Here is a 12,671-nt window from a genome sequence, read left to right on the forward strand (position 1 = left end):
GCCCTTGGCTTGGGCTAGAGCGGCTAACGGATCAGGTAAACAAGCCGCCATAATTTGATCGGATAATAGCATATCTAAGCGCACGGGCATTTTAGGGATTGACATCTTCTTAACTTCGTTTACCTGGACACCTTTATCGATAAGCATTTGATCGCTGACATAATCAATAATCGAGTTCTGAGATATCCCTAGGGTCGCTCCTTTTAAACCTGACATATCCTTGATATTAGACTTAGGAGAGGACAAAATAGCAAAACGTCCTTCTTTCGGGGTTGCACCTAACCCGATTGAGGCAATCTTCACATCCGTACCTATCTTTTTTAATAATGCAACTGCGAGGATATCTGCAACCTCTCCATCAATTTGGCCTGCTTGAAGTGCAGTATCACGCTCTAAGGCACTGGCGAAACTGACAAGTTCCACTTGAACCCCTTTATTAGCGTAGAGACCGTCTTTTTCTGCAACATAGAACGGCAAGTTATCTTCGATCGGCAATACCCCGATTTTAACGAGTTTACTTACACTTTTGGGTGCTTGATTTTCTGGAGTTTTTGGCGCTGAACACCCTGTAACTATGATTGCTAAACTAACAACAATACCCAATAAACTAACCTTTAAATGCGGTTTTCTCATTTAATCTCAACACTCCCCATTTTTAATACCCGCTTGTGAAACCCATAATTTATATTATATTCGACAGAGAATTTGTTATTCCTGTTAACTTCTTGATCTTACTCCTATACCATGCATAGTTGATCGACATTTGATTAATTCGATTATTTTTATGATCTTCAGTTGATAGTTTTGACTAGTATTAAAAAAGAGCATCAGCTCAGCTTCTCTAAGCTTGATACTCTTTATGTTTAATCTGTCCAAAAAATTTACTCATTTACGAACGAATTTTCCTTTTTGAGATTCTTAGGTATTGGGGACAAGACTGCAAAAATTCCTCCCATGACCACTAAAACTCCTCCTAATGCCTGTACTAATGTTAGGTGTTCATTGAGTAAAATAATCGCTAGAATTGCAGTCATCACTGGTTCCAAGGTGCTAATAATCGATGCTGAAGAAGCGCCGATATGTTTCATCCCTTGGAAAAATGTCAACATGGCAATAATGGTTGAAAAAAGGGCAATTCCAGCGATCCCCATCCAAGTGCCAGCAGAGAGATTCCAGGTCGCCCCACCTAACGGCAACCCAATTACCCCATACGTCAAGGCTGCAGAAGTAGAAATAATGGTTGTACTAACTAATGGTGTGGTAGTCTGGAGTACTTTATTTCCAATGATGATATAAATTGCATAAACAAAGGCAGAAGCAAGGGCTAGACCAACCCCCAGAACATTAATACCTTGTAAGGCCACTCCTAAGACCATGACTAAGCCAAAGGTAGATAGCAATAACCCTGAAAGTTTATAGCTGGAAAATTTTTCTTGATGGGTAAGCACCGCTATCACAGTAACGATAACTGGATAGACGTATAAGAGTAAAGCCGCTAAAGAAGCTGGTATAAAACGTACTGAGGATATGTAGAGACCCGCCATCATCGAATAGTTGATCCCCCCCATACCCCATAAAGTAAGCCACGTTTTACGAGACAGACGGGGAAACCCTTCGCGCCAAAGCGTGATCGCCCAGAAAAAAAGTGCTGAAATAGTAAAGCGTACAAATAATACCGTTGCTAAACCCGCGCCTCCCGAGAACACATATTTCCCTAAAATAGGGTAACAGCTAAATCCTAACGTTGAGATTAGAATTAAAAGTACACTGAGTCCAAGATGATTGTTATGCTTATTATTCATGCCCATACCTCTAGTTTTAATTTATTGATCAATTTGAAACTTAGAAACATATCCCGATCTCCTCTTGCTATGATGATTTATATATTATCATAGCAAGAGGAACTTCTGTCAATGAATTCTTAAGCGTTGACCTTGAATTGCTATAGCCATCACTCAAAAGGAGGTTTGAGATTAGAATACCGCCATGGATGGCGAGGTGTCGTGATGGCGAGAAGGGACCCATGACGAAAGAAAAAGGATTAAGCCTATGCTAAATCCTTTTTCTATGTTTTTTCAAATTCTCTTATTTAATGTTTTTGATAGCGGTTTCTCCGAATTTCCCGGTAACCACTTTTTCGTAAGGAGCGATTTTATTTAATTCCCCAGCATCCTTGATGATTTGTTGTAAAAGGTAGAAATCTTTTTCAAGGAGAACGGGATCAGTCTTCCAAGAATTTTGTTCTTTATACCGTTTGACAGCACTCACAAGTATTTCATTGTTTTCATCTGGGAATTGAGGTTTGATGGCTTTGGCAATCTCCTCTGGAGTATGATTGGCTACCCAGCGCTGTCCCTTATAGATGGCATTGGTAAACTTCTGGATGAGTTCGGGATTTTTTTCAAGGGTGCTTTTCTTGGCAAAGTAAGCTGTATAAGGTACTTGACCGCTCTCTTTTCCAAGGGAAGCAACGATATAAGCTTTACCTTCTTTTTCCATACTTGATGCAGTGGGTTCAAAGATTATGACGTAATCCCCTTGACCACCCATGAACGCACCCGGCATCGCTGCAAATTGGATCGAAGTATTGATCGCAACATCTTTTCCGGTCGTTAAATTATTCTTACTCAAGACATATTGAAGGACAATAGCTGGCATTCCACCCTTGCGTCCCCCAATGACATTCTTTCCTTTAAGATCACTCCATTTAAAATTAGGCTCGGGGGTTCTACCCATAAGGAAAGTTCCATCACCGTTCGTCAATTGGGCAAAGACAACACTATTATCTTCTTTACCCTCATTATACACGTAAACACTTGCTTCCGGTCCAGCAAAACCAATATCAACCTGTCCAGATAAAACACCAGTCATAACTTTATCAGCACCTTGACCGTTAGAAAGATCTATCTCCAATCCCTCGGCTTTAAAAAACCCTTCACTCATAGCGACATATTGTGGGGCATAGAATATGGAGTGTGTGACTTCTGAAAGTTTAACCTTTGTGAGCGCTGTCTGATTACTACAACCCGATAAAACTAAAGAAAGTGCCAAAGTTAACACAATAAGTACTAGCACGGTTTTCTTTTTCATTATAATGGGCCCTCCTCTTACACTATTTGTCTAAACACAATTGTGATGGCTTATAATGTGAGTTTACATTTTATTTTTCACAAGCAATTTTTCAAGATAAACCACCCCCTGATACATTATGGTCGCCGCTACACCCAGAATAATGACACTTGTCATAACTAGGTCCAATTTGAAAACTTGACCACCATACACAATGAGGTATCCTAATCCAGCCCTTGATACCAGAAACTCTCCTACAATAACTCCTACCCAAGACAACCCAACATTAATTTTAAGAGCATTGATAAGGGTCGGGTAGGACGCCGGAAGTAATACTTTAGTGAGGACTTGAAATTTCGTTCCTCCAAACGTCTGAACGAGTTTGATCTTTTCCTCGTCAATCGCTAAAAATCCGCCTAATACCTCCAAGACTGTGACAATCAGAGAAATCGCTAAAGTCATAACAATGATTGCCGCGGGACCTGCTCCGATCCAAACAATAAAAATTGGCCCAAGTGCGATCTTAGGTAAACTGTTCAATACCACAAGATAGGGTTCTAAGACTTTACATAAAAATTCTGACCACCATAAGATGATGGCAATTACCGTCCCTAATAACGTTCCTAAGACAAAGCCCACGACTGCTTCGAGACAGGTTATTCCTATATGATGAAAAAGTACCCCTTCTTCATATAATCTAAGGATTGTTTTGACGACCCTTGAAGGTTGACTCGTGATAAACGGATCTACGATTTTGGCATCGGCACAGATTTCCCAAAGTATCAGCGCTACGGTTAAAATAAGAAATTGTATGAAACGAATCTTCAGTTTTTCCTTCTTGAGCCGTTCTAAATACACTTTATGTTCAGAAGAGATGATGGTGATCTGCTCCAGGTTAGACCTGCTTTCTTGATCTTTGTTAGACATGGACATCTAGCCCCTTCCATATCTTTTGGAAAAAATGTCTAAACTCTGGTGCATCTCGTGAAGATAAGGGTGTCCTTTTATCAATATCGAACTTGATTTCATAAATTTCCTTGATAGTTCCAGGTCGTTTCGATAAAAGAACCACCCGATCAGCCATGCTGATACTCTCGCCAATATCATGGGTGACAAGTAACGCAGTTTTATTTTCTTTTTTTATAATGGTGTAAATATCCTCATTGACTACTAGCCTAGTCTGATAGTCTAAGGCCGAAAAAGCTTCATCAAGCAGGAGAATTTGAGGATCCGTGACAAGAGTTCGGATGAGGGCCACCCTTTGCCTCATCCCGCCGGAAAGTTGGTTTGGATATTTACTTTTGAATTCAAAGAGTCCATACGTTTTGAGGAGTTCATTTGCACGCTCTTTTGCCTCAGGTGTCACTGCCTTGCGAATTTCAAGACCAAGCATGACATTTTGATAAATGGTTCTCCAATTAAAAAGATGGTCTTTTTGCAACATATAGCCAATTTTTCGTGAAGTCCCGATGACCTTCTCCCCAGAAATCTTGACCGTACCAGAAGTTGATGATATTAAGCCCGAAATGATCGATAATAGCGTGGATTTACCACAGCCGCTCGGACCAACAATGCTGACAAATTCTCCTTCCTTTACCGAAAAACTGATATCCTTCAAGGCAGTTATTTCCCCATTGGGGGATTGATAGTTCATGCCAACGTTATGTACCTCAACAATATTGTCCAATGGCACTCCCCCCCATCCTTGTTTTTATAATCTATTAGAGAAAACCTTGATCGGTGCATAATTCGTAAATCTTCCAATTATGCTCTACACTGTACAGTTTTAAATAGAGAGCTATCTTGAGAAATTGGGGGAATTAGATAAAGCCTTGACACTTATAGAGTGCCAAGGCTTACTAACTATTTGGGAAATTGTATAGAGGGACTTAGGCGCAAATCAAAACATTAAGGAATTTGAGCTTAGTCCAATTCCTTAACTGCTGCTTTAATACGCCTTAACCCTTCTTCAAGGACCTCAAGGGAGCAAGCTATATTAATTCGAGCAAACCCTTCTCCACCAGGACCGAATAAATAACCCGCATTGAGTCCAACGCCCGCCTTGTGTACCAAAAATTCTTGCAAATCTTTGGGTTCAACGACTGCTTGAGGAGCTTTAAAGTCCATATCGGCAACCCATAACGGTAAAATGTCCTCACGTCCAAATACTCGTTGATTGAAATCCCATTTAACACAACCCGTTTGACGTCGATCGATAATCTCATTAAAGTCACAGTTCATACTCATGATGCTCCTTAATTAAATAAATTAAATAAATCCTAAGACCTTACTGATAATTTAATGGTTTTAGGATTTTTAGCTCTCGGCGGCCTCTTTTATCGCCGTGACTATTTTGTTATACCCGGTACAACGACATAAATTACCGGCAATCGAAGTTTTTATTTCTTCTTCTGTAGGATTCGGATTCCTCATCAAAAGGGCCTTGGCCGACATTAGCATTCCTGGTGTACAATATCCACATTGAACTGCACTATTATGAATAAAGGATTCTTGGAGTTTGTCTAATTGTCCATCCTGTTCTAAAGCTTCTATTGTAATAATCTCCTGTCCATTAATTTGAGGGGCAAGAACTAGGCAGGAATTGACCGCTTTCCCATTCATGAGCACAGTACAGGACCCGCACTCACCTGCCCCACACCCTTCTTTGGTTCCTGTCAGACCCAATTCCTCTCTCAGCAAATCAACTAACCTCATGGTCGATTGAATATGCATAGTATGTTCTTTCCCATTGACTTTAAACTCAATCTGCATGTTTCTTCACCCTTACCTTATCTATTAACGTTATATTGCTCTTTCACTCTACTTTTCCACATCGCAAAGCAAATTCTTATTCGTGCCTCGTGCCTCGCGCCTCGTACCTCGATTTCAAGGTAGCCATGATCTTCTCTGGTGTAAGAGGCATGATTGACAAGGAGGTACCAAGGGCATTATTAACCGCATTAACAACCGCTGCAGCAACCGGAACAAACGCTATTTCTCCAATGCTTTTTGCCCCATAAGGCCCATCATCCCCACCTTGTTCTATTAAAAGGGTTTTGACCGTTGGCATATCAGGAGCATTAAGCACATGATAATTTTTAAGGCTACTATTAAGAATACTCCCATCGCCACCGACCCTTATTTCTTCATACAAGGCGTAGCCTATCCCCATTTGTACGCCGCCCTGAATCTGGCCTTCAACCATCCCCGGATTAATGGCCTTTCCAATATCATGTGCCGCCAGATAATCGACAACCTTCACTCTTCCTGTCTCAGTGTCGACCTCAACCTCGGCAAAATGTACGGCGTAAGCACCTGGATTAGAAGTCCCGTGATAGGTGTGAGTAACAACAAGATCAATATTACCCTTGATTTTGGCCGTTGTAGCAATATCACGATAACTTATGGACTGCTGCTCGTTTCCTACTACCCATACTCGACCGTTTTTTCCCACTAAAGTCTCCTTTGGCTTTTGTAAACTATGAGCTGCCCATTCCAACAATCTTTCTTTTAACCTCTTAGCTACTTCATAAGCGCACGCGCCGCAAATATAGGTTACTCTACTACCATAAGAGCCAAAATCATAGGGACCATATTCAGTATCTGCTTCCATAACGGTAATCTTATCGAGATCAATCTCTAAAACCTCTGCAGCAATCTGCGTAATCGAAGTAATCGTTCCACACCCTAACTCATGAAGACCGGTATTAAGAGTAAAACTACCATCCTCATTCATCTTCATAGTCATAGTACTATGTTCAGAAAATCCACCGTACATCCCGTTTTTATGTGCAGCACAAGCCAAGCCCACGCCCCTACGAAATCTGCCTTGATCTGGTTCCCGATTATATCGTTCACTCCACCCAAAGGTGGCGGTACCTTTCTCAAGGCATTCAATCACACAAGCATTGCCCAGTGAAATTTGGGATGCTTTATCCAAATCATAGGGATGGACAAGATTTTTAAGTCTAAATTCTACAAGATCCATTCCTAACCGTTTGGCGACCGCATCCATATGAATTTCAAGGGCTGTCATAATTTCTGGGGCTCCCCACCCTCGGGCTCCACCAGCAACTGGCGTATTCGTATAGACAGTCTTCCCTGAATGTTCATAGTAAGGAATTCGATATAATTTACAGATTTTCTTGGACATTGCATAGGTGCTGTCAATCGAACTGGTTGCATAGGCTCCGGCATCTAAAACGGTATCAACCCGGAATTCCGCGAGAATCCCTTGCTTGGTAACCGTCGTTTTTATCTTAGAGGTCGTTGCAGGTCTGGTCATTGTCGCGATCATAGTTTCTTCCCTAGTTAAGGCTAATTTGACTGGTTGTCTAACCGCTTTAGCCAAAAATGCTGTAATTGGTTCTAAGATGGTTTCTTGTTTTCCGCCAAAAGACCCCCCCATGGGTACTTTAATCACTCTAACTTTGTTATAACTCAGTTCTAGCAAATCCGCGACAATGGTTCTAACTCCAAAAACCCCTTGACAAGCTGCCCACAGAGTTAGCTTTCCTGAGCTATCAAAATCTGCTAGACAGACATGAGTTTCCATTGCTGCGTGATGTACTTTTTGAGTGCTGGTTGAAGTTTCAACAACTACACAATCCTTAGGAAGCGGGACCTGTTCCCCCAGTTTTAAGACATATTCATGCAGTAAATTTCCCTCAGGATGAATTTTCGTGTTCTGATCTTGGAGTGCTTGCTCAGGTGTACTTAGTACAGGTAGTTCTTCATACTCCACTAGAATAAGGGATATAGCCTCCTTAGCAGTTTCCTTGCTGGTAGCCACTACAGCTGCCACTCGATCCCCTACAAATCTCACCTTATCCGTTAATAGGCGTTCATCTTCAAAGCAAAGTTCTTGGTCAGGAACAATTCGATAGCGACTGTAGGTTTTGCCGGAAGTATTTAAATGCGTAAATACCCCGATAACCCCAGATAGAGCTTCTGCCTTGCTGGTATCCATTCTTTTTATTAGCCCATGAGCAATCGGACTTAAAAGTAGTTTGGCATATAACATATTCGGCAACTTCATATCACTTAGATATTTCAAATCCCCTCTTACTTTTTGGGGTGCATCATGTATTGGAAATGTATGACCAACGTATTGTAAATCCTGGTTCAAAGCCCTCACTCCTCAGCTTTTTCGCACTAGTTTATACCTTCAGATTTTACCTTCCGTTATACTAAGCATTTAGGTAATATCTGGAATATCCCTTTAAGATTTGCGATTTTTGTCACATTGAATTATCAGTACTTTTGTTATATATTTCAACTATACTATCCAAGCTCTAGAAGGGAAAAATACTTGTGGAAAAAGGGAGGATGTCAAATTGTTCAAGTTTAATGTAGAAGAAGAATTAAGCTGTAAAATAGAAGGTACCGGCCAGTTTATTGCTAAGAAAGGGGCAATGGTTGCCTTTAAGGGAAACTTTAAGTTTGATAAGATGTTGCTAGGTCCTGACAATGGTGGAAGAGTTATGGGTTCTCTCTTGGGTCTAGCAAAAAGAAAATTAACCGGGGAAGATATTCAATTAATGACAGTCGAAGGTTCAGGCATTATATATTTAGCAAAAAATGCTTATCATGTTTCAGTGTTTGAACTTGAGCCTGGCGATTGTCTATCAGTCGAGAGTGAAAACCTACTTGCTTTTCCCATGGACCTTAAATACGATGTCCGCTTTATTGGGAGTGGAGTTTTATCTCAAAAAGGATTAGCGACCACGATCCTCAGCAATATCTCAAACCAACCCCAACAAGTTGCCGTTATGACCGATGGAAATCCGCTCATGCTTGAAGCCCCTTGTGTTGTTGATCCAGATGCTGTCGTGGCCTGGACAAGCGGCCCCAACGGAGGTGGAGATCCAAGTGTGGCCATGAATAACTTCAGCTGGAAAACAGCTATTGGGCAAACATCCGGAGAATCCTATCAATTCCAGTTTAATCAATCCAACCAAATGGTTCTCGTTCAACCATCGGAACGATTATCCGGATTAAAGATTAGCATGGATTAATATTATTTGAGATATTGCCTGAACTGACTAAATAATAACGTAATAATCCTAATCTATCCTGTCTATCATTATAGCATTACACGACATTTTTGCTACTTGCTTTTTTAAGGTTTCCCTTTTCCCATTGATGCTTACTCTTCAATCGAACCACCAATTTTGCGTAAGTGTAGTCTGAATGTATATTGGCTATTCTCTCTTCGCTTGGCTAGATACTCATCAAATTTAAATTGATCAACTAGTTTAATCCCCTCGCTAATCATCTCCGCTTGCTGTCGTTCAGTCTGTGATATTTCCTCTGCAACAGCTAAAATCTCATTTATGCTATATAAAGGCACAAATATTACTCCATCATCATCAGCAAAAACTGCATCATCCTTATCAATATCAATATTTACAAATCTTGCTTTGCCTAACACGTTTATTGAATCCACCCTTGTAGGACCAGATGGGTATGCTCCATAACTAAATACTGGGAAGCCAATACGGTTAAGTTCTTTTGTATCTCTATGGCAACCCCAAACAATAATCCCTGCTAAGCCTGAAGCTTTAGCTTCTAATACTGTTAAATCTCCAATACATCCTTCATCCATTCTACTTTCATTATCAATTACCATGATATCCCCTTGGCTTGCGTCTTTCATTGCTTCCAAAAATACATCCACACTCCCAAAATGCTTAACAGGAAGAACCTTGCCTGCTAAATAACTTCCAGAACAAATAGGTTTAATACCTGATTTAGCAATTCTCAAAGGAATATTTAATCGAACACATGCATCCGCAATAAGTGGAGTAGATAATTTTGAAAAAATCTCCATCATGTTTTGTTTCAAACTAAAAATTCTCCTTTCATAAGACAGTATTTTTAGACTTTTAAAACCAGCTCCGAATTTGACAATGGTGTATAACTGAGTGAACTCGTTCAACGCCTAACATCCATATGGTTTAACACGACGTATATTTAACACTTTATTGCTCCTTATTTTAACAATTGTTCTATCCAAAGTTATCAATATCGGAAACACGCTGTTTATCTGACGTGGCCCGTTTTTTCTAATTTACATCAGAACTGAAGTTTGATTTTTCTACCCAATCCGAAAGAGCCTTTTTACTAAATATGTCTTGGCCACCAAGCCTTACATGTGGGATAGCATCAATTACCTTAAGTAACCGATCCTCTGTAATTTGCAGGTAATTGGCCGCCTGAGCTTGGTTTAATATATCATTTTGAGAAGTGTTTGCTCTACTCATATAAGACGTAATATTTTGCGAGGCTTGAACAATGCTATTTGAATTACTCGTAACACCATTCTCTATTGATCTACCAATCCAATAGCATCCAACGAGAATTGATAATGCTAGAAACACGATAGTCAAAGCAAGTACCTTTTGCCCTCTCTCCACGAGTTCACCCTCCCTCTAATACTGGAGTTCCAAGAACAGGCTTTTATATCTTACCTTCTCTTTGATTTCCGTTTGTCTGGCGATTGAAAATTTGCCCTTACTCGATCTCCTTTTTTAAATGAACCTGTTAAAATCTCAGCGGCTAACAATAAGACTAGTCCAAAAGATACCGGATAATTTAAGGAAAAGTTACCAGTCTTGTAAAGAATATGGTAGAAAAAGAACCACTACTACAATGCCAATTCCGATTCCAAATGACCGCATGCCACTTACTCCCCATTTCCACCTTTCACGACCAAGAATTATACATTCAGGCCATGTCGAATAACGTCCCGAGGGTTTGCGACGTCGGGTTATTACATTCATATTCTCTCCGATGTTGCAAACCCTCTGTTTATACGTCGTAACGGCAAACGGCATACTTGTGTTCCCTAATGCAGTTCAAATATTTGAAGTCAAACCGATTTTTTTATAAACATAGAGGTTTCTACTTTGCCTGTTGAGCAATAGTGAAACCTTTAAATCTTTAATGTTGCTCGTTCTTCTGTGAAAGTACAGTGATAAGAGAATCAAGCTTTTGTAACAGTTCCTTGTCATTTTGGGTTTTCCTTTTGAAAAATATAATAGTACTAATCAATAAATAAATTGCTAGAGCAAAAATGCCAAGGTAGATCACTCCGTAAAGCAAGCCAAAAATGCCAAAACCAATGCTAGGTCCAATATCCGTCATTATTAGTCTCCTTCCTTACTACTATTCTGTATTCAACAATTTTCTCCATAAACCTAACCAAATCCTTCTTTTACCAATCTAAAAACACCTTTCCCTAAGAGCCTTTGGTATTTTGCACATCACATCCTGAAACTGCTTCTCAGCCTTACAATATTGCACTATACTTTTAGTACTTATAATTTATCTTCGGTTAAGTGAAATCGAAACCCATCTCTTTAATCTTCTGATTATATTAAGGACGAAAGCGATGTGTTATTTCTAAGTCATTTCTAACGCCCTATTATAGCCCGCCGGTAATAATGATTCTTCCCTGAAATTATCGACCCAGATTATAAAATAAGACCCAGTTATGACGTATAACGTCCAGGGATTCCCGACGCGCCATTCTGCATTCATCTTTGCAAACTGTCGGGAATCCCGTGTTAAGTGAAGTTGGTCGCCCCCATATTCAGCAGTCGCCATGGACGGCGACTCCTTAATCTAGCAAAGCCGTTCTCAATAAATACAATATCATGAATGTTATTCTGCTAGCCCAATAATTAACTACTTCATTGCAAGCGTCCAAAAGCCTTCTCTATTTAAATTACCTAGTTCCCAGCATCGATCTATTTTATCAAGTGTAAAAGTATGCTTCTTATCTTTTTCATCAAAATACCGTAACCTTATTTCATCAAACTGACAATTATCGCCCATTTCATTCTTCTTTATAAGGAAGTGTAGGTCATATTTATTAAGACTCCTTGGTTGTAAGACGAAAGAGTATGCGCCTTCATTCCCATACCATACATTGTCTTGATTAGTAATTTGCATCATTTGACTCAATTCCTTACCGTCTCTAAAAAGCAAAATATTCAAATCCCTAATTACACGAACTGCATTTGAAGTATTTTGTAATTCGATCCACAAAGGAACCTCAAAAATTATCCCATTAGATCCATTACGAACCCCCCCCTGTTCTTCCATTACCAACTTTAGAAAAAACTATTTTATAATATACTTTTACTTTTCAATAAAGACTTAACACTCTATGTTAAAAGAAATGTATTAATTTCTTTGTTGATTAACTCCGGCTGTTCAATGTTAATGACATGCCCAGTATCATTAATAATTTTATAATGTAAATTATTAATCTTTAGTATTTTAATAACTGAAGGATGATATATCAGTTTATCGGAATCCCCAATTAAAAATAAAGCTTTTTCCCGAAATACATCAATGGCTACATTATCAAAATATGTCTCCTTCTGTACTACGACCTTGCTATATTTCATTATGTAAAAAAAATGCTTTGCAAACTCTTTCTGTAAAAATGAGGATACAACACTGTTTGGAACGGTATATTTTCGAAGTATATCTATTGCATTTTCTTCAGAAAAAGTGAAAATTTCGGGGAATAAAACTTTTACGGTTCTGAATACTAATAAATAAAACAACAAATTACCCTTAATACCCCT

At 39.5% G+C, this 12,671-nt stretch carries 15 protein-coding genes; 1 reads left to right on the forward strand and 14 read right to left on the reverse strand.

Going from position 1 to position 12,671, the window contains the following annotated elements:
- The 8 genes from UF75_RS20950 to UF75_RS20985 all read right to left on the reverse strand — a co-directional run.
- The coding region (locus UF75_RS20950) for a MetQ/NlpA family ABC transporter substrate-binding protein (protein WP_045576501.1) at window positions 1-633 on the reverse strand (633 nt) is incomplete at its 3' end.
- Window positions 634-881: 248 nt separating this feature from the next.
- The gene (locus UF75_RS20955; protein ID WP_045576502.1) at window positions 882-1,802 is read right to left on the reverse strand and encodes a DMT family transporter; all 921 of its coding nucleotides are present in this window, start codon (window positions 1,800-1,802) and stop codon (window positions 882-884) included.
- Window positions 1,803-2,085: 283 nt separating this feature from the next.
- Complete coding sequence (locus UF75_RS20960; RefSeq protein ID WP_045576503.1) at window positions 2,086-3,090, reverse strand: ABC transporter substrate-binding protein; 1,005 nt, start codon at window positions 3,088-3,090, stop codon at window positions 2,086-2,088.
- 63 nt (window positions 3,091-3,153) lie between these two features.
- On the reverse strand, window positions 3,154-3,996 hold the full coding sequence (locus UF75_RS20965; RefSeq protein ID WP_197079482.1) for an ABC transporter permease: 843 nt from the start codon (window positions 3,994-3,996) through the stop codon (window positions 3,154-3,156).
- A complete protein-coding gene (locus tag UF75_RS20970; protein ID WP_156146550.1) occupies window positions 3,989-4,756 on the reverse strand; it encodes an ABC transporter ATP-binding protein in 768 nt (255 codons plus the stop codon). Before UF75_RS20970 ends, UF75_RS20965 begins: the two co-directional genes overlap by 8 nt.
- A gap of 236 nt (window positions 4,757-4,992) precedes the next feature.
- Window positions 4,993-5,310, reverse strand: coding sequence for a hypothetical protein (locus UF75_RS30435; RefSeq protein ID WP_045576504.1), 318 nt, complete (start codon window positions 5,308-5,310; stop codon window positions 4,993-4,995).
- A 75-nt stretch (window positions 5,311-5,385) separates the two neighbouring features.
- Window positions 5,386-5,841, reverse strand: a complete 456-nt coding sequence (locus tag UF75_RS20980; RefSeq protein ID WP_045576505.1) for a (2Fe-2S)-binding protein — start codon at window positions 5,839-5,841, stop codon at window positions 5,386-5,388.
- A gap of 76 nt (window positions 5,842-5,917) precedes the next feature.
- A complete protein-coding gene (locus tag UF75_RS20985; RefSeq protein ID WP_045576506.1) occupies window positions 5,918-8,197 on the reverse strand; it encodes a molybdopterin cofactor-binding domain-containing protein in 2,280 nt (759 codons plus the stop codon).
- A gap of 208 nt (window positions 8,198-8,405) precedes the next feature.
- Between UF75_RS20985 and UF75_RS20990 the strand changes: the two genes are divergently transcribed.
- The gene (locus UF75_RS20990; RefSeq protein ID WP_045576507.1) at window positions 8,406-9,086 is read left to right on the forward strand and encodes an AIM24 family protein; all 681 of its coding nucleotides are present in this window, start codon (window positions 8,406-8,408) and stop codon (window positions 9,084-9,086) included.
- Window positions 9,087-9,217: 131 nt separating this feature from the next.
- On the opposite strand, the gene UF75_RS20995 is transcribed toward UF75_RS20990, so the two are convergent.
- From UF75_RS20995 to UF75_RS29360, 6 genes are all read right to left on the reverse strand, one after another.
- On the reverse strand, window positions 9,218-9,916 hold the full coding sequence (locus UF75_RS20995; protein ID WP_197079483.1) for an RraA family protein: 699 nt from the start codon (window positions 9,914-9,916) through the stop codon (window positions 9,218-9,220).
- Window positions 9,917-10,136: 220 nt separating this feature from the next.
- The gene (locus tag UF75_RS21000; RefSeq protein WP_045576508.1) at window positions 10,137-10,487 is read right to left on the reverse strand and encodes a helix-turn-helix domain-containing protein; all 351 of its coding nucleotides are present in this window, start codon (window positions 10,485-10,487) and stop codon (window positions 10,137-10,139) included.
- Window positions 10,488-11,013: 526 nt separating this feature from the next.
- Complete coding sequence (locus tag UF75_RS21005) at window positions 11,014-11,217, reverse strand: hypothetical protein (RefSeq protein ID WP_045576509.1); 204 nt, start codon at window positions 11,215-11,217, stop codon at window positions 11,014-11,016.
- Window positions 11,218-11,475: 258 nt separating this feature from the next.
- A complete protein-coding gene (locus UF75_RS21010) occupies window positions 11,476-11,679 on the reverse strand; it encodes a hypothetical protein (protein WP_045576510.1) in 204 nt (67 codons plus the stop codon).
- A gap of 81 nt (window positions 11,680-11,760) precedes the next feature.
- Window positions 11,761-12,186, reverse strand: a complete 426-nt coding sequence (locus UF75_RS21015; RefSeq protein WP_207642495.1) for a hypothetical protein — start codon at window positions 12,184-12,186, stop codon at window positions 11,761-11,763.
- Window positions 12,187-12,242: 56 nt separating this feature from the next.
- Window positions 12,243-12,671: alpha/beta hydrolase (locus UF75_RS29360; protein ID WP_197079485.1), on the reverse strand; the 429-nt coding region annotated here is incomplete at its 5' end.

Origin of the sequence: Desulfosporosinus sp. I2 (assembly GCF_000960765.1) — a bacterium.
Classification (GTDB): Bacteria; Bacillota; Desulfitobacteriia; order Desulfitobacteriales; family Desulfitobacteriaceae; genus Desulfosporosinus.